The 24,555-nt window shown below is 64.0% G+C and carries 22 protein-coding genes, 2 tRNA genes and 1 pseudogene; 11 read left to right on the top strand and 14 right to left on the bottom strand.

The window, feature by feature from the left end; genetic code table 11:
• Positions 1–6: 6 nt before the first annotated feature.
• The 3 genes from WCJ41_RS10465 to WCJ41_RS10455 form a co-directional block, all read right to left on the bottom strand.
• The gene (locus WCJ41_RS10465) at positions 7–1,137 is read right to left on the bottom strand and encodes a TIGR03862 family flavoprotein (protein WP_336905798.1); all 1,131 of its coding nucleotides are present in this window, start codon (positions 1,135–1,137) and stop codon (positions 7–9) included.
• A gap of 479 nt (positions 1,138–1,616) precedes the next feature.
• Positions 1,617–2,546 carry an arginine deiminase family protein gene (locus tag WCJ41_RS10460; protein ID WP_336905797.1) on the bottom strand — a complete coding sequence of 310 codons (930 nt, stop codon included), beginning with the start codon at positions 2,544–2,546 and terminating at the stop codon, positions 1,617–1,619.
• A 67-nt stretch (positions 2,547–2,613) separates the two neighbouring features.
• Positions 2,614–3,372, bottom strand: a complete 759-nt coding sequence (locus tag WCJ41_RS10455; RefSeq protein ID WP_336905796.1) for a helix-turn-helix transcriptional regulator — start codon at positions 3,370–3,372, stop codon at positions 2,614–2,616.
• Between the two features lie 126 nt (positions 3,373–3,498).
• Between WCJ41_RS10455 and WCJ41_RS10450 the strand changes: the two genes are divergently transcribed.
• On the top strand, positions 3,499–4,671 hold the full coding sequence (locus tag WCJ41_RS10450; protein WP_336905795.1) for an alpha/beta fold hydrolase: 1,173 nt from the start codon (positions 3,499–3,501) through the stop codon (positions 4,669–4,671).
• Position 4,672: 1 nt separating this feature from the next.
• Here WCJ41_RS10450 and WCJ41_RS10445 read toward each other — a convergent pair whose 3' ends face one another.
• The 10 genes and pseudogenes from WCJ41_RS10445 to WCJ41_RS10400 all read right to left on the bottom strand — a co-directional run bounded on the left by WCJ41_RS10445 (position 4,673) and on the right by WCJ41_RS10400 (position 13,036).
• Positions 4,673–5,224, bottom strand: coding sequence for a thioredoxin family protein (locus WCJ41_RS10445; RefSeq protein ID WP_336905794.1), 552 nt, complete (start codon positions 5,222–5,224; stop codon positions 4,673–4,675).
• A complete protein-coding gene (locus tag WCJ41_RS10440) occupies positions 5,224–5,784 on the bottom strand; it encodes a GNAT family protein (protein WP_336905793.1) in 561 nt (186 codons plus the stop codon). Before WCJ41_RS10440 ends, WCJ41_RS10445 begins: the two co-directional genes overlap by 1 nt.
• A gap of 199 nt (positions 5,785–5,983) precedes the next feature.
• Positions 5,984–6,808 (bottom strand): alpha/beta hydrolase, encoded by an 825-nt coding sequence (locus WCJ41_RS10435; protein ID WP_336905792.1) that lies wholly within the window; start codon positions 6,806–6,808, stop codon positions 5,984–5,986.
• A gap of 2 nt (positions 6,809–6,810) precedes the next feature.
• Positions 6,811–7,014: pseudogene (locus tag WCJ41_RS10430) on the bottom strand (tautomerase family protein); the annotation flags it as partial.
• Between the two features lie 21 nt (positions 7,015–7,035).
• Positions 7,036–8,061 carry an LLM class flavin-dependent oxidoreductase gene (locus WCJ41_RS10425; RefSeq protein ID WP_336905791.1) on the bottom strand — a complete coding sequence of 342 codons (1,026 nt, stop codon included), beginning with the start codon at positions 8,059–8,061 and terminating at the stop codon, positions 7,036–7,038.
• Between the two features lie 97 nt (positions 8,062–8,158).
• Complete coding sequence (locus tag WCJ41_RS10420) at positions 8,159–9,085, bottom strand: DMT family transporter (RefSeq protein WP_336905790.1); 927 nt, start codon at positions 9,083–9,085, stop codon at positions 8,159–8,161.
• A 127-nt stretch (positions 9,086–9,212) separates the two neighbouring features.
• The gene (locus WCJ41_RS10415) at positions 9,213–9,944 is read right to left on the bottom strand and encodes an outer membrane protein (RefSeq protein ID WP_336905789.1); all 732 of its coding nucleotides are present in this window, start codon (positions 9,942–9,944) and stop codon (positions 9,213–9,215) included.
• A gap of 247 nt (positions 9,945–10,191) precedes the next feature.
• Positions 10,192–10,935 carry an outer membrane beta-barrel protein gene (locus WCJ41_RS10410; protein ID WP_336905788.1) on the bottom strand — a complete coding sequence of 248 codons (744 nt, stop codon included), beginning with the start codon at positions 10,933–10,935 and terminating at the stop codon, positions 10,192–10,194.
• A 299-nt stretch (positions 10,936–11,234) separates the two neighbouring features.
• Positions 11,235–12,641: a type I glutamate--ammonia ligase gene (glnA, locus tag WCJ41_RS10405; protein WP_336905809.1), complete on the bottom strand. Its 1,407-nt coding sequence runs from the start codon at positions 12,639–12,641 to the stop codon at positions 11,235–11,237.
• A 56-nt stretch (positions 12,642–12,697) separates the two neighbouring features.
• Positions 12,698–13,036 carry a P-II family nitrogen regulator gene (locus WCJ41_RS10400; RefSeq protein ID WP_290547161.1) on the bottom strand — a complete coding sequence of 113 codons (339 nt, stop codon included), beginning with the start codon at positions 13,034–13,036 and terminating at the stop codon, positions 12,698–12,700.
• A 353-nt stretch (positions 13,037–13,389) separates the two neighbouring features.
• On the opposite strand from WCJ41_RS10400, the gene WCJ41_RS10395 reads away from it, so the two are divergent.
• The 6 genes from WCJ41_RS10395 (at position 13,390) to WCJ41_RS10370 (ending at position 18,202) form a co-directional block, all read left to right on the top strand.
• A complete protein-coding gene (locus WCJ41_RS10395; RefSeq protein WP_336905787.1) occupies positions 13,390–14,808 on the top strand; it encodes an NAD(P)H-hydrate dehydratase in 1,419 nt (472 codons plus the stop codon).
• On the top strand, positions 14,805–15,686 hold the full coding sequence (locus tag WCJ41_RS10390) for a DMT family transporter (RefSeq protein WP_336905786.1): 882 nt from the start codon (positions 14,805–14,807) through the stop codon (positions 15,684–15,686). Before WCJ41_RS10395 ends, WCJ41_RS10390 begins: the two co-directional genes overlap by 4 nt.
• Positions 15,687–15,782: 96 nt before the next feature.
• Positions 15,783–15,867: transfer RNA gene (locus WCJ41_RS10385), tRNA-Leu, on the top strand.
• 59 nt (positions 15,868–15,926) lie between these two features.
• Positions 15,927–17,294 (top strand): trigger factor, encoded by a 1,368-nt coding sequence (gene tig / locus WCJ41_RS10380; protein ID WP_336905785.1) that lies wholly within the window; start codon positions 15,927–15,929, stop codon positions 17,292–17,294.
• A 179-nt stretch (positions 17,295–17,473) separates the two neighbouring features.
• Positions 17,474–17,839, top strand: coding sequence for a hypothetical protein (locus tag WCJ41_RS10375; protein ID WP_336905784.1), 366 nt, complete (start codon positions 17,474–17,476; stop codon positions 17,837–17,839).
• Positions 17,840–18,001: 162 nt separating this feature from the next.
• On the top strand, positions 18,002–18,202 hold the full coding sequence (locus WCJ41_RS10370) for a hypothetical protein (protein WP_336905783.1): 201 nt from the start codon (positions 18,002–18,004) through the stop codon (positions 18,200–18,202).
• A gap of 10 nt (positions 18,203–18,212) precedes the next feature.
• Here WCJ41_RS10370 and WCJ41_RS10365 read toward each other — a convergent pair whose 3' ends face one another.
• Positions 18,213–19,205, bottom strand: a complete 993-nt coding sequence (locus WCJ41_RS10365) for a pyridoxal-phosphate dependent enzyme (RefSeq protein ID WP_336905782.1) — start codon at positions 19,203–19,205, stop codon at positions 18,213–18,215.
• A gap of 176 nt (positions 19,206–19,381) precedes the next feature.
• Here WCJ41_RS10365 and WCJ41_RS10360 point away from each other — a divergent pair, with 176 nt between their 5' ends.
• The 4 genes from WCJ41_RS10360 (at position 19,382) to WCJ41_RS10345 (ending at position 24,514) form a co-directional block, all read left to right on the top strand.
• The gene (locus tag WCJ41_RS10360) at positions 19,382–20,011 is read left to right on the top strand and encodes an ATP-dependent Clp protease proteolytic subunit (RefSeq protein WP_336905781.1); all 630 of its coding nucleotides are present in this window, start codon (positions 19,382–19,384) and stop codon (positions 20,009–20,011) included.
• A gap of 193 nt (positions 20,012–20,204) precedes the next feature.
• Entirely contained in the window at positions 20,205–21,473 is a 1,269-nt protein-coding gene (clpX, locus tag WCJ41_RS10355; protein ID WP_336905780.1) for an ATP-dependent Clp protease ATP-binding subunit ClpX, read from the top strand.
• A 245-nt stretch (positions 21,474–21,718) separates the two neighbouring features.
• On the top strand, positions 21,719–24,142 hold the full coding sequence (lon, locus tag WCJ41_RS10350; protein WP_336905779.1) for an endopeptidase La: 2,424 nt from the start codon (positions 21,719–21,721) through the stop codon (positions 24,140–24,142).
• A 296-nt stretch (positions 24,143–24,438) separates the two neighbouring features.
• Positions 24,439–24,514, top strand: a tRNA-Val gene (locus tag WCJ41_RS10345).
• Positions 24,515–24,555 lie beyond the last annotated feature (41 nt).

Here is a 24,555-nt window from a genome sequence, read left to right as displayed (position 1 = left end):
GCGAGTTCAGCCCTTTTCGAGCACCGAGGCAAGGTGGCGTGCGGCCATGACGCCGGTGGAGAAACAGGCCTGCAAAAGGTAGCCGCCGGTGGGCGCCTCCCAGTCCAGCATCTCGCCCACGCAATAGGTGAGGGGAACCTTCCGGAGCTGGAAGCCCTCGTCCAGCTCCTCGCGCGCCACGCCGCCCGCTGACGAAATGGCCCGCGTGATGCCGGCGGGGCGCTCGAGCTTCAGTTCCATCGCCTTGATGCCCTTCGCGTCAGGCGCGGTGCCTGTCTCGCGCAGCAGGTTGATGGCAACGGGCGAGAGACCCGCAACCTTGCGGAGATGATTCGACAGCGAGTCCTTGCCGCGCGGCTTGGTCAGGCGCTGGGCCAGCACCTCTTCGCTCACGTCGGGGCGGAAGTCGATCACCAGCGGGTGGCCGGGCTTCTCGCGCAGGCCCTTGGAGATCGCATAGATGGCACCGCCCTCGATCCCTTCCTGCGAGATCATCAGCTCGCCGCGCACGCGCTTGCCGGCATAGGTGAGGGCGATGTTCTTGACCGGTGTTCCTGCGAACTTCTGTCGGAACACCGGCGACCAGTGGACGAGGAAGCGGCTGTTCGCCGGCTTGAAGGGGTTCACCGCGATGCCCTTCTCGGCGAAGAGCGGCAGCCAGGCTGCGTCCGAACCCAGATGCGGCCAGCTGGCGCCGCCCAGGGCGAGGATGGTGGGTATGCCGTCGAAGCCCTGCCACTCGGAGCGGGTGACGAGTTTCACGCCGAGCGCATCAAGCCGCCGCAGCCAGGCGCGCAGCAGCGGCGAGGCCTTCATCTGCTGCGGGAAGACACGGCCCGAGGAGCCCACGAAGGTTTCGATGCCGAGGCCATTGGCCCAGCCGATGAGCGCATCTGGCGGGAAGGCGCGGATGGCGGGCTCGAGGAAGGCCTGTGCCTCGCCATAGCGCTCAAGGAAGGTGTCGAGCGGTTCGGAGTGCGTGAGGTTCAACCCGCCGCGGCCGGCCAGCAGGAACTTGCGGGCAGGGGCTGGCATATGGTCATGGATGGTGACGCGGTGACCGGCCTCCGCCAGGATTTCCGCCGCCATGAGGCCCGCCGGGCCTGCTCCGATGATCTTGACGTCTGCCACGCGCATACTCCCGGTTCGTCACGGGCTTTCGCCGGGATGAGCAGGGGATGCAAGAAAAGAATGGTGCCCCTGACCTGATCTTGCGTGGACTTGATCGGCGCCTCTCCTTGCCGGCAGCGAAAAGGACCCCCGGGTCAGGCCCGGGGGAGATGAGAAGGGGTGGGGTTGGGATGCGGCAGCTATCAGGGATCCCTGATATCGGAATTTAGTCCTTGACAGCGCGCGCTCGATATGCTAGAGAAGCGCATACTCACGAAATGGGTCTTGGGATGATGAACCGGCGAAAGCCGGTTTTTTGCTTTTATCGGCAGGAGGGCGTGACGATGGGATGGTGGATGAGCATCATTGCCATGCTCGCTCTATTCACATCACCGCCGGGCTTGACCCGGCGATCCTTTTTGGCGGCAGGAAAGAGGATGGCCGGGACGAGCCCGGCCATGATGCAGTTGGAAGGATGTGCGAGAAATCGCAATGGACGCGCGGCCCTACGCCGCCTCGCGGTTGAGCGGCTGGCACATGCAGTGGACACCGCCGCCGGCCTGCAGGAACATGGTCATGTCCGGGTCGTAGACGGTGAAGCCCGCGGCGCGCATCTTGGCGTTGAGGTCCTTGGCGCTTTCAGTCGAAAGCACACGGTCGCCACCCAGCGTCACCACGTTGCAGCCCAGCGCCATGGTCTCCTTGAAGGTGGCGGGGATGATCTCGATCTTCTTGGACTTGAGCCAGGCGATGACGTCGTCCTCGGTGGTCTCGAGGCAGACGGCGGCGCAATGCTCGTTGAGCATGCAGACCATCAGGTCGATGTGGACATAGAACTGGTCGATCGGCGCATACTTGATCTCCCAGCCTTCCTTGATGAACCATTCGGAGGCCTGGCGCGCGGCCACTTCCTCGGAGCGGTGATCGGTGAAGCCGACGAGTGCCAGGCCATCGCGGATGATGTTGAAGTCGCCGCCCTCGAAGTTGCCGGCCGAGATCATGTCGTAGATCGGGATGTTGTTCTCGAGATAGAAGCGCAGCACGGCGGCATATTCACCGCGGCGGCGCGGGTTGGCGAGCTGGCACACGACCGCGCCATAGGGCGACATGAACGAGCTGTCGCGCGCATAGACCTGGTAGGGGTTGGTCATGTCGAGCGGCAGGAAGTGGGTGGTGACGCCAGCCTGGTTATAGGCATCGACCATCTCGCGGTGCTGGCGCATGGCCACCTGCTTGTCGAACTTGTAGCCCTTGCGCAGCGTGTCGCGCACCAGCGACGACCATTGGGCATTCTCAAGCCCCATCCAGCGGAAGCTTTCGGCGGGCCCGAGGAGCACGTCCGTCAGTACGCCGGTTTCGGACTTGATCTGGAAACGGCCCGTCATCTTTGGGGTTCCGCCGTTCTCGAGGCGGGCGCGCAGTGGCACGTTGGTCATGGTTCTCTCCCTGATGGATGGGCCAAGACTAGGCCACGGCGAGGCGGCCCGCCATACCGCAACAGGGTTAGCCGCGCGTGGCGAGAAACCAGCGGAACAGCTCGCCTTGCGAGGACAGCCCGAGCTTTTCATAGATGTTGCGGCGGTGTACGCGCACCGTTTCGTTGGAAATGCGCAGTGCCTCGCCGATGGCGCGGGCCGAGTGGCCTTCGAGCATGAGATTGACGACCTGCGCCTCGCGCGCCGTGAGGCCCGATGCGGCGGGCTTGTGGGCGATGGGTGCGGCGGCTGCCGCGATGTGGCGGCTGGCGAGCGGGCCTGCAATCTGGCAGTGGCGGGTGATGGCGGCGGCGAGGAGTTCGGCTGATGCCGCGAGCGCCTTCGCATCGCTTGTGGTGAAGCGCCGGCTGCCAGTGCTGCGCGAAAAGGACATGAACACGGTTTCCGCATCGCTTGCGGGGATGAGAAGGCCGATCATGTCGTCAACCCCGATCAGCGCGAAGTAGCGGCGATGGTATTCGCTCTGCGCGAAGCCCTTGGGGGCCACCTCGCGCACGCGGGCGACCCGTGGCGCCTTGAGCTTCTGGGCGGCACGGTAGAACGGGCTGAGCGCATAGACGCCGGAGAGATAGTCGCCATAGAGCCAGGCGCGCTCGGCGGGCTTCAACCGGTCAACCAGCACGGCGGGCGGGGCGGCCGGGTGGAAGATCATGAGCGCCGCCGCATCATGCGCGAGGCAGGCGCCTGCGGCATCGAGCAGCCTGTCCGCAAAGGACGAGCCGCCGATGGCGAGCACCAGACGAGCGTGCGCGCTGGCTGTCGTCATCAGAAATGCTCCACCAGCTGCGCGCGGCGGTTGACCATTTTGTTCCGGAACCCTACCTGTCGTGGCAGGGAATGATGGCTTACGGCTCGTCGCTGCACAAGCGGAGCCGCCGCAGGGAGATTGAACGTGAGACTGTTTGTGGTGCTGTCGCTGATGCTGCTCGTGCTTGGAATGGGCCTTGCCCCTTCAGCCGAGGCACGACCACCGTCCACGCGGTCGAGCGCCATCCCGGCCACCTCGCAGGCACCCGGCACGTTGCTGAGCTATGAGCAGATCGGCCTTCCCCGCAACTACCGCGCCATGGCCTGGCGCATCAAATACGTGACGCGTGACTACCAGCTGCGGTCCATCCTCTCCACCGGCATCGTGGTGCTGCCGACCAACGCGCCCGCAAACCCTGCCGCGCGCAAGTTTGTGGCCTGGGCGCACCCGACGACGGGCATCGCCTGGAAATGCGCGCCGTCGCTGCGGGCGGCTCCCACCAAGGCAATTGGCGGCCTGAACGACCTCGTGGCCCATGGGCTGGTGGTGGCCGCCACCGACTATCCCGGGCTCGGAACGCCGGGGCCGATCGGCTACCTTGTCGGCAAGGGGCAGGCCTATGCAGTACTCGACTCGGTGCGCGCTGCCAGGCAGATCCCCGCCGTGGGTGGCGGCAATGAATTCGGACTTTGGGGCTATTCGCAGGGCGGGCATGCCGCGCTGTTCGCAGCCCAGCTCGCCGGAGCCTATGCACCGGAACTGAAGCTGAAGGGCGTTGCCGCCATTGCACCGCCCACCGACCTCGCAACCCTGCTCAATGCCAATCTCAACTCGATCGCCGGGCGCATTCTCGCCTCCTACACGCTCGACTCGTGGAACGTGAAATATGGCGCACCCCTGACGGGCCTGCTCGACAGCACGTCGCAGAGCCTGATCGAAGAGGTGGCGAAGAACTGCGTCGACGACCTCGGCAGCAAGATCGATGCGGCAGCCGCACAGAAGGGGCTCGACAAGCAGTTCCTCAGGGCCGACCCGGCGCGCGTGCCACCGTGGCGGGACCTGATGGTGCAGAATTCGCTCTATGCGCTGGGAAGCGGAGCGCCTGCGCTGATCATCCAGGGTGGTGCCGACGATATCGTGAGGCCCGCGGTGACCACGCAATTCGTGCGCGGGGCCTGCGCGGCGGGCGCCAACGTGCAGTATGTGACGCTGAAGGGAAAGGGCCATTCGGGCGCCATGGAGGCCGGGCGCGCCGAGGCAGTGAAGTGGCTTGCCGCGCGTCTTGCCGGACAGCCCGCACGCGGCAACTGCCGCTAGCTCAAGCTGCGCGCCACTTGATGGAACAGCCCATGGAGGCGACCTGCTCACGCGGGCCGTGGCCCGTTTCGGCCACTTGCTTCATCGCCTCGTAGAGGTCGCGCCGGGCATCGGGCACGAGGTCCTTGCGCGAGGCATCCAGCCGGCCGCGGTATTGCAGCTCGAGCTGTGCGTTGAAGCCGAAGAAATCCGGCGTGCAGACGGCGTCATAGGCACGCGCCACGGCCTGCGTCTCGTCATGGAGATAGGGAAAGGGCAGGTGGTGGGCTGCTGCGAAGGCCTGCATCTCCGCGAAGCCATCCTCCGGATATTGTGCGGCATCGTTGGAATTGATGGCGACCGTGTTGATGCCGAGGAGCGACAAGTCCGCCGCGTCGCGCACCAGCCTGCCGATCACCGACTTCACATAGGGGCAGTGGTTGCAGATGAAGGCGATGAGCGTGCCGTTGCGCCCGCCCAGCTGCTGCAGCGAATGGCTGCGGCCATCGGTGCCGGGCAGGGTGAAGTGCGGCGCCTTCCGGCCGAAGTCGCAAATGGGAGGGATGGCGGCCATCAGTAACCGAGATTGAAGTAGTCGCTCTCGTCCATGGCATAGAAATCCACCTGGCAGCTGCGGCCGGGTGCGGCCGGATAATGCGGGTGGGATTTCAGGTGGCGAAGCCCGATGCGTTCGGCGAGCTTCGCCGATGCCTCGTTGCCGCCCATCACCTTGCACCACACGCTGTCGGCGCGCAGCCGCTCGAAGGCGAGGCCGAGCAGGGCGTGGCCGATCTCGGTGCCAAGGCCCATGCCCCACATGGCCGGGTGCAGGCCCCAGCCGATCTCCACTGTCTTCGGGTGCTGCAGGATGAGGAAGCCATCACCGATCGCCTCGCCCGAGAGCTTTTCCTCGGCGGCCAGGTGGAAGCAGTTGCGGCGGTCATCGCCCTGGCGGGCCACGGCGCGGGTGACGAAGGCGCGCACCTCGTGCTCGCTGGCCAGCCGCATCGCAATGTGGCGCTGGTAGGCGTCCTGCATCATGAAATTGCTGAAGGTGGGCGCATCACGCAGCTCGATCTCACGCAGTACCAGGGATTGCGTCTCCACGGCGGGCAGTTGGGTGATCGTGTTCATGCGCGTCCTCCTCGCCCTTAAGAATTCATTAAATCGTGTCGCAAGTGCGACACGACCTGCGACATGCGCCTGCCTGCGAATCCTCGGCCATGGCGCTTGTGCGAAACGGTATCATAATCTCCCACTGGTTGTGAATCGTTACCAGCGTGAAGGCTGCCGGGAATCATCCCGGCCCCGCCAGTTTCGACCGGGCGGGCTGTCAGGTCAGTGGCGGAACGCACATCTGCCGGGTTGGGCCGCGCCAGCCGGCCTTGTGCCGCCGGAGGAAGTCCAGCACCGGCGGGGCAACCCGGTCGGAGGCCTCCAGCAGGATGGCGTGGCGCAGCACCGGCAGGATGATGAGTTCGGAGTCCGGCAATGCCTCGGCGATCAGCTTGTTGAGGCGCGGGTTGCAGCCGCCATCATTCTCGCCGGTGAGGACGAGGGACGGATGCTTCACCTCGTGCAGCCAGGGCGCCATCTCGGTTTCGGCATAGATGTCGAAGACGGAGAGGAAGACGTCGGGGTCGGTATCGATCACCTGCTGCATGCGGCGTTCGATGACGTCCGGCCGGCGCTGGCCGAACTCGGGCGTGAACCAGCGATCCTTCAGCGCCTCGAGCACCTGCGGGATGCCCTTGGTGCGCATGGCGGTGACGACGCCCTTCACCTTGGCGCTGTCATCCTCGGTGCGGAAGGCGGCGGTGGAGTAGAGGCCCAGCGTCAGCACATGCTGCGGATATTTGAGCGCATAGGCAGGCCCGATCATGCCGCCCAGCGAGTGGCCGGCGAAATGTGCTTTCTCGATGCCGAGTTCCTTGCGCAGCGCTTCGAGGTCCTCGACGAGATCGTCGAGCGTGTAGGGGGGCGTGGGCTTGGGCGAGGCGCCATGGCCGCGCAGGTCATAGGAGATGACGCGGTATTCGCTCTTGAGATGGGGCACGAGCCCGGCGAAGGAGGCGCGCGAGGCGCCGATGCCGTGAATGAGGAAGATCGGTTCTCCCTCGCCCTCGACCGAGAAGGCGGATTTCACTGGCGTTGGCATCGTCACTTGTCCGGATACTTCTCGTTCATCATGTCGTGGCCCACCGCCCAGTCATGCTTCTCGACTTCGGTGAAGACCACGTGGAAGGCCGACGGGCTGCCGCCGCCAGCGCCGCGGATGAAGCCGTCGACCAGTTCCCTTGCGATGGCTTTCTTCTGTGCGGGCGTGCGGCCCTTGAACATTTCGACCCGGATGATGGGCATGTCTGTTGCTCTCCCCTTGAAAACTCAGGCCGCTTTTTTCTGCGCCTCGAAATGCGGCATCACTTCTTCGGCGAAGCGGCTCATCATGTCGAGGGTCATCTGCTCGTCCTGGCCGAAGTTGGAGGTGGTGAGCACCTCGTCGATGCCGAGGTCGGAATAGACCGCGATGCGTTCGATCATCTCGTCCTTGCCGCAGAGCAGCAGGTTCGATGCGAGTTCCTCCACGCTCTGGGCGCGCGGCAGCGGGCGGATGATGCCCTTGTCGACGATGCCGGCGCCGCCGAACACGTTGTCGAAGCTCTGGTAATAGGTCCAGGCCTTCTCGGCGATGTGGCGCTTGTCCTTCTCGTTGTCGACGAGGAACAGGCCGCGCTGGAGCGACAGTCGCGTATCCAGCGGGCGGCCCGCTGCAGCCTTGCCGCGGGTGAAGGCGGTGACCTGGTCGATGAGCTGCTGGTGGCTGCCGCCGAGCGGCGTGGTCTGCACGTGGTAGCCGGACTTTGCTGCCGCCTCGATGCCGATGGGGTTCATCACGGCAACCATGAGCGGGATCGGATCTTCCGGGCGCGGCATGATGGTGAGCGGCGCGAAGGAATAGCGTTCGCTGTTCCAGGAAACCTCTTCCTGCGTGAGCAGGGCTACGAGCAGCTTCAGGTCCTCCTCGAACAATGGCTTGGTCTGCTCGATGGGCACATCGAAGCGCGCCGTTTCAAAACCGAAGGCGCCCTTGCCGACGCCCAGCATCAGCCGCCCGTCGCACAGCGCCTGCGCCTGCACCACTTCGCCCGCGAAGATGCGCATGTCGCGGATCGGCAGCTGGCAGACCGAGGTGACGAGCTTGATGTGCTTGGTATGCGCCGCGATCTTCACCGCCATCTGCAGTGGTGCCGGGATCAGCAGGATGTTGAGCAGGTGATGCTCGGGGATACCGACGCCGCGATAGCCCAGCGCCTCGGCATACACGGCCTGGGCAACCACGTTCCTGTAGAGACGCTTGCCGCCCAGCGACGGGTCCAGCATGTGGCTCGACAGGAAGTGGACGAAATCCATGGGGCAACCCTCCGGTTTGAACCCATGAGAGTGGCAGAGGGCTTTCGGATTGAAAATCGAAATCTTTCAGGCTGGCCTCTGCACGGAACTTGCGAGGTCAGGCCGTGGGGCTGGTCCGCTTCCGCTCTCGCTGCCGTCGCCAGTCATTGAGGATGTGAAGGAACAGCGCGAGAAAGACGATGGCGCCGCCGAAGATGGTGCGGGCCACTGGCACCTCGCCGTGGATGAGCCAGACCCAGAGCGGCCCCAGCACAGGCTCCAGCGTGCCGACGAGTGCGGCGAGTGCAGCGGGCACGAGTCGCGCGCCGGTGACGAACATCGCCAGCCCCGCCCCGAGGTTGACGGCACCGAACAGGAACAGCCAGCCGAGATCGGGAAGGCTGACGGCAAGCGGCCCCGAGAGCAGGAAGGCGGCGACACAGGCCATGGCCGTGCCGAGGCAGACGGCTGGCATCATGCGCACCGTTGGATGGTGCCGCGTGATGACGATGGCTGCCGAGAACATCAGGGTGATGACCAGCGCCAGGCCATCGCCAATGGGCGAGACCTCGCCCGAAAAGGAGGCAGAGACCATGATGGCGACGCCCCCGATCACCGCCGCGATGGCAGCCCATGTGGCGGCATTGATGCGCTCGCCGAACACCGCCCAGGCAAGGAGGCCCGCGAACAGCGGCGCGGCTGCCTGGGTGAGCAGGATGTTGGCGACGGTGGTATATTGCAGCGCCACGACGAAGCACGAGGACGCGACGCCGAAGCAGATGGCGACACCCAGCCCCGGCAGCCCCATGCTGCGGAACATCGCCCCGGTGGCCTTCGGGCCATCCCGCCAGAGCATGAAGAGCAGGAGAAACGACGAGGCGAAGAGGGCGCGCCAGAACACCACCGTCCAGCTGTCATCCACATGGATGAAGCGCGCGATGGTGCCGCCGAAGCTCCAGGTGATGGCGGAGCCGGCAACCAGCAACACCCCCATGCGGAATTCGGAGGCGGGAGAACGGAGCGGAATCGCTGGTGCGCTGGACATTGACAGGGTCGTAGCGCCGCTTTGCCTTGCGCCGCAAGAACCAGCACGGTCGAACCCGTGGGATCAAGCCTGCAAAAAAAGCCCCGGCAGCACTGCCGGGGCTTCGGTGATCTGGTTGGCGTCAGGCCTAGTGGAAGCGGTACTTGACGGACGCGCGCACGGTGCTGAAGGCATAATCGACGTTGCCCTTGAGCCTGCTATCGCCGATCACGTCGCTGTTCCACTCGGCGGTGCCGAGATCGACGTAGAGGTATTCGAGGCCGAGGCTCCAGTTGTCGATGCCGTATTCGGCACCGGCACCCACCGTCCAGCCCCAGTTGGTGGTATCGGTGGAGGCCTTCCAGGTGGTGATGTCACCAGCGTAATTCTGGGTGACCTTGCCGTCGGCGCTCATGTGGCCATAGGCGGCGCCACCGGTGCCATAGACGAACAGGTTGTCGAAGGCGTAGCCGAGGCGTCCCCGGATGGTGCCGAACCAATTGCCATCGAACGATGACCTGGTGGTGTATTCGGAAAATTCGCCGCTCAGTCCGCCGGTGTTGCTGTCGCTGAAGCCCAGGTAGTTGAAGTCGGTCTCGATGCCGAGCACGACCCTGTCGACCTGGTAGTTGTAGCCGAGCAGGCCGCCGGCGGCGAAGGCCGCCTGGTTTCCATCGATCTTGTTCTCGAGTTCGTTGATGCGAATGCCTGTGGTATAGATGTCATTGTCGAGGCTGGAGTTGTTCCAGGAGATGCCGGCGTTGGCGCCGAGGTAGAAGCCTGTCCAGTCATAACCGGCCGGAGCGACATCGGCGGCCTGGGCGGGCGAACAGAGCAACAGCGCGGACAGTGCAGTGCCGGCGGCAAGAACCTTCTTCATCTCGACTTCCCCTGCTTCAATCACATTCGGCCCGGTTGCAGCCGGCTGCCCGCGAGAACGATATCACACGCTGCGCAGCAACATGGTGCCGCTTGCCATGGGCTGAAGTCAAAAATGGCGATTGTTGCAAACTGAACACATGAGCTTGTAATGGCGGCAGGCATCGGATTCCGTTTCCACGACAAAGAAAAACCCCGGCATTTCTGCCGGGGTCTTGAAGGTCAGGATGACCGGAAGCGATCGTCGCTTACTGGAAACGATACTTGGCGGTCGCACGCACGGTGCTGAAGGCGTAGTCGGCAGAACCCTTGAGGTTGGAACCGTCGAACAGGGCGTTGTTGCCGTTCCACTCGCCGCTGCCGAGATCGACATACAGATACTCGAGGCCGAGGCTCCAGTTGTCGATGCCGTATTCCATGCCACCGCCGACGGTCCAGCCCCAGTTGGTGGAGTCGGTCGAACCCTTCCAGGAATAGGTGTCGATACCGTCGTCAAGCGTCACCTTGCCATCAGCGCTCATGTGGCCATAGGCCAGACCGCCCGTACCATAGATCAGGACGTTGTCGATCGCGTAGCCGAGGCGGCCGCGAATGGTGCCGAACCAGTCGGCTTCGAAGGACGACTTGGCGGTGAGATCGCCGAACTGGGTCACAGCCGAGCGCGAGTTGTTGTCGCTGAAGCCGAGATAGTTGAAGTCAGCTTCCACGCCGAGAACGATCTGGTCGATCTGGTAATTGTAGCCGACGAGGCCGCCGGCCGTGAAGGCGGTCTGGTCGCCTTCGATCTTGTTGGTGAGATCGTTGATGCCATCGCCGTCAACGTCGAAGTTGTTGTCGACGCCGGAGTTGTTCCAGGCGATGCCAGCGTTGGCGCCGAGGTAGAAGCCGGTCCAGTCATAAGTGGCGGGTGCCGTCATGTCGGCGGCGTGGGCGGCGGAAGCCAGCGCCAGGGCGGCGAACGCGGTGGAAACGGTGAGTGCGATCTTCTTCATGATAATCCCTCTGCAACTTACAAACCCGGGCTTGGCCCGTGATGGCAAACGATTACTCCCATACCGGTTTTGACGGTAGGCAAAAGCGAGCGGCGAACAACGTTCCTCGGCGGGTGTTGCAGATACGGCACGACTTGGGCCGTAGAATTACGCAGTTGCGGTAAGTCACGGTTAACAAAGCTCTAATACTTCTCAGCCCTGCAACTTTGGTGAGGTATTGCTGCAGTGCATGCAACCGGCGGAATGCAAAAGCCCCGGCATTTCTGCCGGGGCTTTGCGTGTCGCGTCCTGCTGGATGCTTAGCAGGAATAGTACATGTCGAACTCGACCGGGTGCGGCGTCATCCGGTAGCGGTCCTGCTCTTCCTGCTTCAGCTCGAGATAGCTCTCGATCTGGTCCTTGGAGAAGACATTGCCCTTGAGCAGGAACTCATGGTCGGAGCTAAGCGAGTCGATCGCCTCCTGCAGCGAACCGCAGACGGTCGGAACCTTGGCGAGCTCTGCCGGCGGCAGGTCGTAGAGGTTCTTGTCCATCGCCGGGCCCGGGTGGATCTTGTTCACGATGCCGTCGAGGCCCGCCATGATGATCGCCGAGAAGCAGAGGTAAGGGTTGGCGGTCGGATCGGGGAAGCGGACTTCGACGCGCTTGGCCTTGGGGTTTGCCGTGAAGGGAATGCGGCAGGAGGCCGAGCGGTTGCGCGAGGAGTAGGCGAGCAGCACCGGGGCTTCATAGCCCGGCACCAGGCGCTTGTAGGAGTTGGTCGACGGGTTGGTGAAGGCGTTGAGCGCCTTCGCGTGCTTGATGACGCCGCCGATGAAGTAGAGCGTGGTTTCCGACAGGTCGGCATACTGGTTGCCGGCCATCTGGGTCTTGCCATCCTTCCAGATCGAGAAGTGGCAGTGCATGCCCGAGCCGTTGTCGCCAAAGATCGGCTTCGGCATGAAGGTGGCCGTCTTGCCATAGGCGTGGGCCACGTTGTGGATCACGTACTTGTAGATCTGCATGTGGTCGGCGGCGGTGACCAGCGACTGGAACTTCGTGCCGAGCTCATGCTGCGAGGAGGCGACCTCGTGGTGGTGCTTCTCGACGACGAGGCCCATGTCGCCCATGGTGGACAGCATCTCGGAGCGCATGTCTTGCGCCGAGTCCATCGGGTTCATCGGGAAGTAGCCGCCCTTGGTCCGCATGCGGTGGCCCATGTTGCCGGTGTCGTAGTCGCGGTCGGAGTTCGACGGCAGCTCGACGGAATCCAGCTTGAAGCCGGTGTTGTAGGGGGTGACGGCGAACTTCACGTCGTCGAAGATGAAGAATTCGGCCTCGGGGCCGACGAAAACGGTGTCGCCGATGCCGGTGGACTTGAGATAGGCCTCGGTGCGCTTGGCGATCATGCGCGGGTCACGCGAATAGCCTTCGCCGGTGCCCGGCTCGAGAATGTCGCAGAACACGGCGAGCGTCGTCTGGGCATAGAACGGGTCGAGGTGGGCGGAGGTCGGATCCGGCATGAGAACCATGTCGGACTCGTTGATCGCCTTCCAGCCGGCAATCGACGAGCCGTCGAACATCAGGCCCTCGGCCCAAGCGTCCTCGTGCATCTGCGAGACGTCCATGGTGAGATGCTGCATCTTGCCGCGCGGGTCGGTGAAGCGCAGGTCGACGTACTTGACGTCCTTTTCCTTGATCAGTTTGAGGACGCCGGAAACGTCCATGGGCTTGCTCATGATGATCTTCCTCTAGTCTGAGCTGGTTTCTTGTTGTGGTCGGGTTAGAGCGCGTCCGGGCCGGACTCGCCGGTACGGATGCGGATGGCTTGCTCGATGTTGGAGATGAAAATCTTGCCATCGCCAATGCGGCCGGTGCGCGCGGCGTTCTGGATCGCCTCGACGGCGCGCTCCACGAACTCATCCGCCAGCACCACCTCGATCTTCACCTTGGGCAGAAAGTCCACGACATATTCGGCCCCACGGTAGAGTTCGGTGTGGCCCTTCTGCCGACCGAAGCCCTTGGCCTCGGTCACGGTGATGCCCTGCAGGCCCACTTCCTGCAGCGCTTCCTTCACCTCATCGAGCTTGAACGGCTTGATGATCGCTTCGATCTTTTTCATGTGCTCGACAGCCTCGCGCGTTGTTGCAACAGTGCTTGCACGGGCCGTGCCAGATTCTGCCCGCTGTTGAATCAAGGGCTTGCAGCACTAGCCTGAAATTTGGGCAGGGTGGGCTGATTAAAAAAAGGGCAGCTGTGCCTATTTTGCGTGCATTTCTCCGATCGTCACCCCGGCGAAAGCCGGGGCCCAGCTTTGGGCGGTCGTCACGCGGACAGCTGGATCCCGGCTTTTGCCGGGATGACGGCATGAGGGGGAATGACGGCGGGGTGCTGGTGACGATGGAGAGAGGGGGCCTTCGGGCGCCAATGGCCACGGCAATTCCCCTTGGGGACAAAAGGCATTAGCCTGACTTCATGACCCATGAGCTTCTGACTCCAAACGAGATGTACCGCGCCGATGCGATGGCCGTTCAGGCGGGCGTTTCCTCGCTCAGCCTGATGGAAGCCGCCGGGCGGGCCGTGGCCGATGAGATCGTCCGCCGCTACGGCGCAAGACCTACGCTTGTCCTGTGCGGGCCGGGCAACAATGGCGGCGATGGCTTTGTGGCCGCCCGCTACCTGAAGGCCTGGGGTTGGCCGGTGCGGCTGGCGCTGCTGGGCGAGCGCAGCACGCTGAAGGGCGATGCGGCGGCCATGGCGGCGCGGTGGGATGGACCGGTAGAGCCCGCGGGAAACATGTCCGGAGCGGAGCTGATCGTCGATGCGCTGTTCGGGGCGGGGCTCTCGAAGGACTTTCCGGCGGAACTGGCCGCAGCGATCAACGGGGCAGGATGCCCGGTGGTGGCGGTCGACGTGCCCTCCGGCCTCGACGGCCTGACGGGCCATCCGCGTGGTGCCAGCGTGCAGGCGGATGTGACCGTCACCTTCTTCCGGCGCAAGCCCGGCCATGTGCTGATGCCGGGTCGGGAACTCTGCGGCGAAGTGGTGGTGGCGGACATCGGCATCCCTGAATCAGTTTTGCAGGAGATCCGCCCAAGGGATTCCATCAATTGCGGAATCCGGCTTCCGCAGCCGTCGCCCGGTGGCCACAAATACAGCCGCGGGCATGCCGTGGTGGTATCCGGCGGGCCGCTTCACACGGGGGCGTCGCGACTGGCGGCGGAGGCGGCCCTCAGGAGCGGGGCCGGGCTGGTGACGATCAGCGGCACGGCGGACGCGCTGGCAGTGCAGGCCGCGCATGTCTCGGCCATCATGCTGTCCGACGCCGATCTTTCCTCGCTTCTGGCTGACAGGCGCAAGAATGCCGTGTGCATCGGCCCCGCGGCGGGTGTGGGTGTCGACACCCGCGACCTCGTGGAAACCGTGCTGTTGAGCGGGGCGGCCACGGTGCTCGACGCCGACGCGTTGTCCTCCTTCTCGGAGGAGAACGAGCGGCTCTACCGGCTTGTGGAACTGGGAGACGGGCGACCGGTGGTGATGACCCCGCATGCTGGCGAATTCGGACGTGTTTTCAAGGGACACGCAGTGCAAGGTGAATCAAAGATTGAACTTGCGCGGAAGGCGGCCCGGCGCTCGGGTGCAGTGATCATCCTGAAGGGAGCGGATACGGTGATCGCGTCACCAGATGGCCGCGCCCGGGTGAACGTCAATGCGCCGCCCTCGCTCGCCACTGCGGGCTCCGGCGACGTGCTGGCCGGGATCGTGACAGCCATGCTGGCGCAGGGCCTGCCGGGCTTCGAGGCGGCCTGTGCCGCCGTATGGCTGCACGGCGACGCCGCCAACCGCCACGGGCCACGGGGGCTGACGGCAGAGACGTTGCTGGGCAGACTATGAACCGCCCGCTGGTCTTGCTGCTGATCACCGGATTGGCCTTCGGCTGCAATTTTCCCCTCGGCAAACTGGCCGTCGCGGCGGGGGTGAACCCCGCACTGTGGGCAGCGATTATCTGCCTTGGCGCGGGCCTGGCTGTGGGCGTGGCAGCACGGCTGTTCGAGACCTCTGGCGAAGTGTCCGGGCTTTACCGTTATGCTGCCACCTCCTCGATCATCTCGAATGTCATCCCGCTCGCGCTGACCTTTGCGGCGATCCCGCACATTGGCAGCGGGCTGACGGCCATTCTCGTGGCCACCTCACCAGTGACGACGGCCATCCTTTCAATGGGCCTCAGGATTAGGCCACCCAGCCCGCTGGGCGTTCTGGGGATTGCCGTCGGGCTTGCCGGGGCGGTCACCATCATCGTTGCGCGGCACGCCGGCTTCGCGGCGGAGGAATCTCGCTGGCTGCTGCTCGCCGCGCTCATCCCGGTCTTTCTGGGGGCAGGCAACGTCTACCGGACTGCTGCATGGCCACAAGGCGCGGGCCCCATGCGCCTCGGCGCCATCGTCAATCTCGCTGCGGTGCCGCCACTGCTCGCCCTCGCATGGATGCTGGGCGGGCTGGAGCTTGCACCGCTTGCCGCGATCCCGGCCATCGTGGTGGGGCAAGTGGTGGCCGCCACCGTCATGTACCTCACGTTCTTCCGCCTGCAGGCGGTGGGCGGGCCAACCTACCTCTCGCAGATCGGCTATGTGGCGGCGGCCGTCGGGGTGGCAGTGGGGCTGAGTTTCCTCGGCGAGCACTACCCGCCCCTGGTATGGGTGGGAATCGCCGTGGTGGCGGCGGGGATCGGGCTGACGACCCTGGCGCAGGCGCGGGCGGTGAAGCTGGCCTGATCGCGGCCAATTGCGGGTACTTTCTTCACTGGCATACCGAAAACCCCTCTGCTATAGACCGCGCCCATTGCAACGGCCCGGGCCTTTGGCTCGTGCGCGGGCGTGGTGAAATTGGCAGACACGCAGGATTTAGGTTCCTGTGGGGAAACCCGTGGGGGTTCAAGTCCCTCCGCCCGCACCAAGCACGAGCCGAGATTTATCCGGTGCCACTGGCCCATTGATTAGACGGAAGCAGGAACGATGCAGGTTACCGAGACGCTCAGCGCTGGCCTCAAGCGCGAATACAAGGTGGTGGTCGGCCAGGCCGAACTGAACACTGAGCTGAACGCCAAGCTGGCGGACATGTCCAAGCGGGCCAACATCAAGGGCTTCCGCCCCGGCAAGGTGCCGGTGGCCCATCTCAAGCGCGTCTATGGCCGTTCGGCCATGGCCGAAGTGCTGCAGGACGCCGTCGACACGCGCTCCAAGAAGCTGCTGGAAGAAAAGAACCTGAAGCCGGCCTACCAGCCGGAAGTGAAGCTGCCGACCGACGAGGCCGAAATCGCCGCCGTCATGGACGGCAAGGGCGACCTCTCCTTCACCATGGCGCTGGAAGTGATCCCCGACTTCGACGTGAAGGACCATTCGGGCCTGGAGCTCACCCTCCACGTCGTCGAGGTTGGCGAGGACCAGATCGACGAGACGCTGAAGCGCATCGCCAGCCAGTCCAAGAATTTCGACGAGAAGCTGGGCGGCGCCGAGAAGGGTGACCGCGTCACCATCAACTTCGTCGGCACCATCGACGGCAACGCCTTCGACGGCGGCACGGCGGATGACGTGGCCCTCGAGATCGGTTCGGGCCAGTTCATCCCCGGCTTCGAAGACCAGCTGATCGGCGCCAAGGCCGGTGACGACGTGGCCGTGAAGGTGTCCTTCCCCGCCGACTATGGCGTGGCCGAACTCGCCGGCAAGCCCGCCGAATTCGCCACCAAGGTGACCAAGCTCGAGGGTGCCAAGGAAGCCGAAATCGACGACGCGTTCGCCAAGAAGATGGGCTTCGAGGACCTCGCCAAGCTTCGCGACACCGTGAAGCAGAGTGTGGGTGGCGAGTTCGCCCAGATGAGCGCCATGAAGCTGAAGCGCGACGTTCTCGATGCGCTCGACAAGGAATACTCCTTCGAGCTGCCCGAGAAGCTGGTCGAGGCCGAATTCAACGGCATCTGGAATGCGCTCAGCGGCGAGATGACCCGCTCCGGCAAGACCTTCGCCGATGAGGGCACGACGGAAGAAGAAGCCCGCAAGGAATACCGCGCCATCGCCGAGCGCCGCGTGCGTCTGGGCCTCGTTCTCGGCCGCATGGGCGAGAAGCAGGGCGTGATCGTCTCCGAGCAAGAGCTGCAGAACGCACTCATGAGCCGCATGCGCCAGTTCCCCGGCCAGGAGAAGATGGTCATCGACTATTACCGCAACAACCCCGGCGCCATGATGGAACTCCGTGGCCCGATTTTCGAGCAGAAGGTCGTGGATGCGATCGTCTCGGGCGCCAAGGTCGACGAGAAGACCGTCACCAAGGACGAGCTCCAGAAGATGGTCGAGGACGAGGACGAGGACGAGGTGGCTTCGGCCTGATCTTTTCCCGCTGACTGAATTCGAAGCGGCCGGACCCACAGGGTCCGGCCGTTTTCCATTGCCTCTGCCTGATATGACCCGTGGCGGATCCTGGCATCGTCATTTTTGACGTGTTTTTCGACTTGTAGTAGAGTTCGAGCGGAAAGGGGGGAATCGCCCTGCTGACGATCGTTCGCATCGTGTTGGGGCTGGCCGGGCTGCTCGCCGCCTGGTGGGTCTCCTACTGGATCTATTTCGCCCAGTTCGACCATGCGGGTTGGCCCTTTCTCGGGCGGGGCGCGCCGTTCCTGGTGGGGCTGCTGGCGGCGGCCGTGGTTCTCGCGGCCACCGAACACCTGCAGCATGGCTGTCTCAGTGCGATCGTGCTCGGCGCGCTGCTGATGGGTGGCATCGGCGCCTTCTTCGGCCCGGTCGTCGCCGGTGCGGCGGCCAGCGGCGGACCGCTGCTGGAGTTCATCATGTCCGGCCTGGGCGGCCTGCTGGTTGGCGTGCCGGCCGGTGCGGCCTGGTGGGGCCTGCAACGCCTGCGTAAGCCTGCGCGGTGACATTGTTCAACTGGTTCGTGCCCTGTCTCGTTCTCGTGCTGATGCTTTTCCTGATCTGGTGCGTCAGTCAGGGCGCACCCAGTGCCGAGAGGCGGCGCATGGTCCGCACCATTATCCTGGTGGGATGCTTGCTCGAGGCGAGCATCATCCTTGCGATTCTCGATGACAAGGGCGCGCGTCTTTGCCGGGCTTGCGGCTTTCGCGCTGGTACCCTGGCTGGTGCTGGGCCGCCTCGACCCCGCGCCGGAGCGTTACCTGCCACCGCTGACTGCGTCTCTCTCATCCGGTCTGCTTGGGATTGTGGCCTGCGCTGGCCTGTGGTTCGCCATGTGGCTGGTGGCAAGGGGCCCAAGCAGGCGCTAGCGTGAGGGCCTTAGCCGAGCCAGGCCTTCACTTGCTCCTCGGTGAGGTTGCTGCCACAGATGACGGTTGCCACGCGGCGGCCCCTGAAGGGGTTCGGGTGGGTCTGGATTGCGGCGATACCTGCCGCGCCTGATGGTTCCGCCAGAAGTCCCGCGGTGCGGAAGAGCAGGCGCATCGCAGAGATGATGTCGGCATCCTCCACCAGCAGCACATCGTCGACGATGCCGCTCATGTCATCGACGGCTTCCTTGATGGGCACGCGGACGCCGATGCCGTCGGCGATGGTGGAAACGGAAGGTGGAAAGAGAAGCGTGCCGGTGCGCCAGGATTTCTCCATGGCATCGGCACCACTGGCTTGCACGCCGATTACCTCGATGCCGGGGTGCGCGGCCTTGGCCCAGCGGGCGATGCCGGTGAGAAGCGCGCCGTTGCCGAGCGGAATGGCGAGCACATCCGGCTTGTCCGGCCCCGCCAGAAGTTCCAGCGCGATGGTGGCCGCACCCTCGGCGGCCTCCGGGTCGAGGCCGTCTGCCACCCACAGGCCGCCGGTCGCACGGGCATGGGCCTCGCCCGCCTGCTTGGCGGCATCGAAGTCATGGCCGGTCAGCACCATTTCGGCGCCCAGCGCCTTCATGCGGGCGACCTTCAGGGGGTTGGCGGTGGTCGCGGCGAAGAGTGTGAGGGGAATACCATGGCTGCGGCAGGCATAGGCCAGCGCCTGGCCCCAGTTGCCGGCACTGGCCCCCACCAGGCGGCGGCCCTTGAGGCGGCCATCGGCGGCGCGCGAGGCCACCAGATAGCCAGCACCCCGCCCCTTGAAGGACCGGATGGGGTTGGCGGTCTCGAGCTTGAGGGTGAGCGCGCAGCCCAGGGCCTCGCTCAGGGGTTCGCAGTTGAACTTGGGGGAGTTCAGGAACACCGGGTCGATGAAGGTGGCGGCCCGGAGCACGTTTTCCAGCCGCAGACGGTGGGAGGGCAGGGGGTCGGGGACAGGGTTTTTCATGGGGCTCCGGATTGGGCTGTGCTGGCGTTCGCTTTTCGCATGGCAGGCCAAGCCCTTGCAAATGCGGGGCTTCGCCGCAACCGGTGATTAACGCTGGTGGGGAAGCCTCTTCCATCCTCCCGCAGGCTCACCTATCTAAGGATCAACAGACAAACCGATTCATCCGAAGGACATCCATGCGCGATCCCGTCGAATTCCTGACCACCGGCGCCTTCTGGCCCTCCGTCATCCAGCAGGAGAGCCGGGGCGAGCGCGTCTATGACCTTCCCTCGCGCCTGCTGCGCGAGCGCATCATCTTCATCACCGGACCCATCGACGACAACGTCGCGGCGTCGATCTGCATGCAGCTCCTGTTCCTTGAGGCGGAAAACCCCAAGAAGGAAATCTCCATGTATATCAACAGCCCGGGCGGTGTTGTCACCTCCGGCATGTCGATCTACGACACCATGCAGTTCATCCGCTGCCCCGTTTCCACCACAGTGATGGGGCAAGCGGCCTCCATGGGCTCGCTGCTGCTGACGGCAGGCGCGAAGGACATGCGTTTCGCGCTTCCCAACGCCCGCATCATGGTTCACCAGCCCTCGGGCGGCTACCAGGGCCAGGTCACCGACATCCTGATCCATGCCAAGGAAGTGGAAAGCCTGAAGCGTCGGCTGAACGAAATCTACGTCCACCACACCGGACGTGACTACAAGACCATCGAGGATGCCCTCGAGCGCGACAATTTCTTCACGGCGGAAGCCGCCCTCGAGTTCGGCCTGATCGACAAGGTCATCGAGAAGCGGGCGGCACCGGCCGAGAAGTAAGGCTTTGAGTTTTCCACCGGACATTGCACCGGTGGGGCGGTTGGGCAATCAATTCTTGATTAATCATGCCCGCCCATGCTGAATTATGAGTTCGTCCGGTGCGCCGGACCCCTGCGACCGAACTGCGGCAATGGCGGTGAGGTCTTGTTAGAGACTGCGTGCGTATTATGCAGCGCATGTCCAAGGAGATGGAATGAGTAAGGCAACGGGGAGCGACAGCAAGAACACCTTGTACTGCTCCTTCTGCGGAAAGAGCCAGCATGAGGTCCGCAAGCTGATTGCGGGCCCGACCGTGTTCATCTGTGATGAATGCGTCGAGCTCTGCATGGACATCATCCGCGAGGAGAACAAGACCTCGCTGGCGAAGTCCAAGGACGGCGTGCCCACACCGCACGAGATCCGGAAAGTTCTGGACGACTACGTCATCGGCCAGGAGCACGCCAAGAAGGTGCTCTCGGTGGCGGTCCACAACCATTACAAGCGCCTGAACCACGCCCAGAAGAACAACGACGTGGAACTGGCGAAGTCGAACATCCTGCTGGTCGGCCCCACGGGCTCCGGCAAGACGCTGCTGGCACAGACGCTGGCCCGCATCCTCGATGTTCCCTTCACCATGGCGGACGCCACGACGCTGACCGAAGCCGGCTACGTCGGCGAGGACGTCGAGAACATCATCCTCAAGCTGCTGCAGGCTGCCGACTACAACGTCGAGCGCGCCCAGCGCGGCATCGTCTACATCGACGAAGTCGACAAGATCAGCCGCAAGTCGGACAACCCGTCCATCACGCGTGACGTGTCGGGCGAGGGCGTCCAGCAGGCACTGCTCAAGATCATGGAAGGCACGGTTGCCTCCGTGCCGCCGCAGGGCGGCCGCAAGCATCCGCAGCAGGAGTTCCTGCAGGTCGACACGACGAACATCCTGTTCATCTGTGGTGGCGCCTTCGCCGGCCTCGAGCGCATCATCAACCAGCGGTCCAAGGGCTCGGGCCTCGGCTTCGGTGCCGAGATCCGCTCCAACGAGGACCGCCGCACCGGCGCCATCCTGCGCGAGCTGGAGCCGGAAGACCTGCTCAAGTTCGGCCTCATCCCCGAGTTCGTCGGCCGTCTGCCCGTGGTGGCGACACTCGAGGACCTCGACGAGACGACGCTGGTTCAGATCCTGGTCGAACCCAAGAACGCCATCGTGAAGCAGTATCAGCGCCTGTTCGAGATGGAGGGCGTGAAGCTCACCTTCCCGGACGAGGCGATGTCTGCCATCGCGCGGCGCGCCATCGAGCGCAAAACGGGTGCCCGTGGCCTTCGCTCCATCATGGAGTCGATCCTGCTCGAGACCATGTTCGATCTTCCTGCCATGACGGGCGTCGAGGAAGTTGTGATTTCCCGGGACGTGGTGGAGGGGACGGCCAAGCCGCTGCTCATCTACGCCGACAAGCAGTCCGGCAAGGCGACGGCCACCGCCTGACCCTGCCCATAAGCCCTTGAAATAGCCGGGCCTCGTGCCCGGCTATTTCGTTATGGAGGTGGATTGAAATTTCCTCATGCCCTCTCCACATCTTGAGCAACGCTGAGACTGCTCTTCGGGGGGATTTGTGCGTAGTATGCACATGAGACTCACTGATTTGCGGCTCGACGGCCCAGAACCCGGGCGCCCTTGCTTGGCGGCATTCTCGCGCCAGGCTCAGCAGGCGGCCCATGAAAGGAAGTAGTATGAGCACCACTGTTCCCGCGGCAGGTTTCGAGACGATCCCTGTCCTGCCGCTCCGCGACATCGTCGTGTTCCCGCATATGATCGTCCCGCTCTTCGTGGGGCGCGAGAAGTCCATCAAGGCGCTGGAAGAGGTAATGCGCGAAGACAAGCGCATCCTGCTCGTCGCACAGAAGAACCCCGCCGATGATGATCCGGCGTCCGATGCCGTCTACGATGTGGGAACCCTGGCGCAGGTGCTGCAGCTTCTGAAATTGCCGGACGGCACCGTGAAGGTGCTCGTCGAAGGCTCCGACCGTGCGCGCGTGCACGGCTTCTCGGACCGCACCGAATTCTTCGAGGCGGAAGTCGAGGTGCTGCCCTCTGATCACGGCACCGCTGCCGAGACCGAAGCGCTGGCCCGCACGGCCGTGTCGCAGTTCGACAGCTATGTGAAGCTGAACAAGAAGGTGCCGCAGGAAGTGCTGGCATCGGTTGGCCAGATCACCGACCCGTCGAAGCTCGCCGACACCGTTGCCGCACACCTCGCCATCAAGATCGCCGAGAAGCAGGAGCTTCTCGAGATGACCTCCGTCGCGCAGCGGCTGGAGAAGGTCTATGCGCTGATGGAAGGCGAGATCTCCGTGCTCCAGGTCGAGAAGCGCATCCGCAGCAGAGTCAAGCGCCAGATGGAGAAGACGCAGCGCGAGTACTATCTGAATGAGCAGATGAAGGCCATTCAGAAGGAATTGGGCGACGGCGACGAGAAGAACGAGATCGACGAACTCGAAGGCCGCATCAAGAAGACCAAGCTCTCCAAGGAAGCGCGCGAGCGCGCCGAAGCCGAGATCAAGAAGCTGCGCCAGATGAGCCCGATGTCGGCGGAAGCCACCGTCGTGCGCAATTATCTCGACTGGCTGCTCGGCATCCCCTGGGGACAGAAGAGCAAGGTCAAGCACGACCTCAAATTCGCCGAAAACGTGCTCGACGCCGATCACTTCGGCCTCGACAAGGTGAAGGAGCGCATCCTCGAATATCTCGCGGTGCAGAGCCGCACCAACAAGCTGCGCGGCCCCATCCTGTGCCTCGTCGGCCCTCCGGGTGTGGGCAAGACCTCGCTCGGCAAGTCGATTGCCAAGGCCACGGGGCGTGAGTTCATCCGCATGTCCTTGGGCGGCGTGCGCGATGAGGCCGAGATCCGCGGTCACCGCCGCACCTACATCGGCTCGATGCCCGGCAAGGTCATCCAGTCGATGAAGAAGGCGAAGAAGTCCAACCCGCTCTTCCTCCTGGACGAGATCGACAAGATGGGCATGGACTTCCGCGGCGACCCGTCTGCAGCACTCCTCGAAGTGTTGGATCCGGAACAGAACGCAACGTTCATGGATCACTATCTGGAAGTCGAGTACGACCTCTCGAACGTGATGTTCGTGACGACCTCGAACACGCTCAACATTCCGCCGGCCTTGCTCGACCGCATGGAGATCATCCGGATCGCAGGCTACACGGAAGAAGAGAAGTACGAGATCGCGCGTCGCCACCTGATCCCCAAGTCCGCCGAGCACCATGGGCTGATGCCCCAGGAGTTCGAAGTGACGGAAGAGGCGCTCTATGAGGTCATCCGCCGTTACACGCGGGAAGCCGGTGTGCGCAATCTCGAGCGTGAGATGAATTCACTCGCCCGCAAGGCAGTGAAGGAATTGATGACGAGCAAGGGCAAGAAGAAGATCACCGTGACGCCCGACGTCGTCGAGCAGTACCTCGGCGTGCCGAAGTATCGCTTTGGCGAAGCCGAGCGCGAGGACCAGGTCGGTGTCGTCACCGGCCTTGCATGGACGGAAGTCGGCGGCGAGATCCTGACGATCGAAGCCCTCATGATGCCGGGCAAGGGCAAGATGACGGTGACCGGCAACCTGCGCGACGTGATGAAGGAGTCGATCTCGGCTGCTTCCTCCTACGTCCGCTCGCGGGCCGCCACCATCGGCGTCAAGCCGCCGGTGTTCGACAAGCGCGACATCCACGTGCACGTGCCGGAAGGTGCGACGCCGAAGGATGGCCCGTCTGCCGGCATCGCGATGGTGACTGCCATCGTCTCGGTCATGACCGGCATCCCCGTCCGCAGGGACGTGGCGATGACGGGCGAGATCACGCTCAGGGGCCGCGTGCTGCCGATCGGTGGGCTGAAGGAAAAGCTGCTCGCCGCTCTGCGCGCCGGTATCAAGACCGTCATGATCCCCGAGGAGAACGTGAAGGACCTGAGCGAGATCCCGGAGAACGTCAAGAAGGGCCTCGAGATCATCCCGGTCGCCCGCATGGACGACGTGCTGAAGCATGCGCTTACCCGCATGCCGGAAGCAATCACCTGGGACGAGGAGGCCGAGGAAGCGGCAGCTGCCGCCCGCGCCGCCGCCGAAAAGGCCGGCGAGAGCTCGGCCCGCGCCCACTGAAGTCTTCACTGAACGACATCAGGGCCGCCCTTCGGGGCGGCCCTTTTCATTGCTGCCGCAAGATCAGGCAATAGCTTTCGGCAATGTCACCAAACCTTGAAATTACCCACGAATCACCGACACATAGGGGGTGTAAGGCGTTTCGGGCATGGCAACGGCAGCGAGGAGACAGACCAGCGCAAAGCTAGTTTCTGGAACCACTCAAATCACATCAGCCCCGTGCGCCCTCAGAAATCGCACGGGGTTTTTTGTCGGCTTGATTGTGGGGACCGGGGGCGCTAAGCCCACCCCTGAGCGGGCGATTAGCTCAGTTGGTAGAGCGCTTCGTTTACACCGAAGATGTCGGGAGTTCGAGTCTCTCATCGCCCACCAGTCTCGTGACGAGAGACCCTTCCCCAGCAAGCTCAGTTGAC

Source organism: Aestuariivirga sp. (assembly GCF_037139295.1).
Taxonomy (GTDB): Bacteria; Pseudomonadota; Alphaproteobacteria; order Rhizobiales; family Aestuariivirgaceae; genus Aestuariivirga.
This window is presented reverse-complemented; position numbering and strand designations above follow the sequence as displayed.

Coding starts and splice junctions, on each gene's coding strand:
- lon (WP_336905779.1), top strand. CDS start 21,719: ATGAGCACCACTGTTCCCGCGGCAGGTTTCGAGACGATCCCTGTCCTG.
- WCJ41_RS10365 (WP_336905782.1), bottom strand. CDS start 19,205: ATGAAAAACCCTGTCCCCGACCCCCTGCCCTCCCACCGTCTGCGGCTG.
- WCJ41_RS10440 (WP_336905793.1), bottom strand. CDS start 5,784: ATGAACACGATCACCCAACTGCCCGCCGTGGAGACGCAATCCCTGGTA.
- WCJ41_RS10370 (WP_336905783.1), top strand. CDS start 18,002: ATGACAAGGGCGCGCGTCTTTGCCGGGCTTGCGGCTTTCGCGCTGGTA.
- WCJ41_RS10455 (WP_336905796.1), bottom strand. CDS start 3,372: ATGACGACAGCCAGCGCGCACGCTCGTCTGGTGCTCGCCATCGGCGGC.
- WCJ41_RS10395 (WP_336905787.1), top strand. CDS start 13,390: ATGACCCATGAGCTTCTGACTCCAAACGAGATGTACCGCGCCGATGCG.
- WCJ41_RS10420 (WP_336905790.1), bottom strand. CDS start 9,085: ATGTCCAGCGCACCAGCGATTCCGCTCCGTTCTCCCGCCTCCGAATTC.
- WCJ41_RS10410 (WP_336905788.1), bottom strand. CDS start 10,935: ATGAAGAAGATCGCACTCACCGTTTCCACCGCGTTCGCCGCCCTGGCG.
- WCJ41_RS10415 (WP_336905789.1), bottom strand. CDS start 9,944: ATGAAGAAGGTTCTTGCCGCCGGCACTGCACTGTCCGCGCTGTTGCTC.
- WCJ41_RS10460 (WP_336905797.1), bottom strand. CDS start 2,546: ATGACCAACGTGCCACTGCGCGCCCGCCTCGAGAACGGCGGAACCCCA.
- WCJ41_RS10435 (WP_336905792.1), bottom strand. CDS start 6,808: ATGCCAACGCCAGTGAAATCCGCCTTCTCGGTCGAGGGCGAGGGAGAA.
- clpX (WP_336905780.1), top strand. CDS start 20,205: ATGAGTAAGGCAACGGGGAGCGACAGCAAGAACACCTTGTACTGCTCC.
- tig (WP_336905785.1), top strand. CDS start 15,927: ATGCAGGTTACCGAGACGCTCAGCGCTGGCCTCAAGCGCGAATACAAG.
- WCJ41_RS10390 (WP_336905786.1), top strand. CDS start 14,805: ATGAACCGCCCGCTGGTCTTGCTGCTGATCACCGGATTGGCCTTCGGC.
- WCJ41_RS10465 (WP_336905798.1), bottom strand. CDS start 1,137: ATGCGCGTGGCAGACGTCAAGATCATCGGAGCAGGCCCGGCGGGCCTC.
- WCJ41_RS10360 (WP_336905781.1), top strand. CDS start 19,382: ATGCGCGATCCCGTCGAATTCCTGACCACCGGCGCCTTCTGGCCCTCC.
- WCJ41_RS10425 (WP_336905791.1), bottom strand. CDS start 8,061: ATGGATTTCGTCCACTTCCTGTCGAGCCACATGCTGGACCCGTCGCTG.
- WCJ41_RS10400 (WP_290547161.1), bottom strand. CDS start 13,036: ATGAAAAAGATCGAAGCGATCATCAAGCCGTTCAAGCTCGATGAGGTG.
- WCJ41_RS10445 (WP_336905794.1), bottom strand. CDS start 5,224: ATGGCCGCCATCCCTCCCATTTGCGACTTCGGCCGGAAGGCGCCGCAC.
- glnA (WP_336905809.1), bottom strand. CDS start 12,641: ATGGACGTTTCCGGCGTCCTCAAACTGATCAAGGAAAAGGACGTCAAG.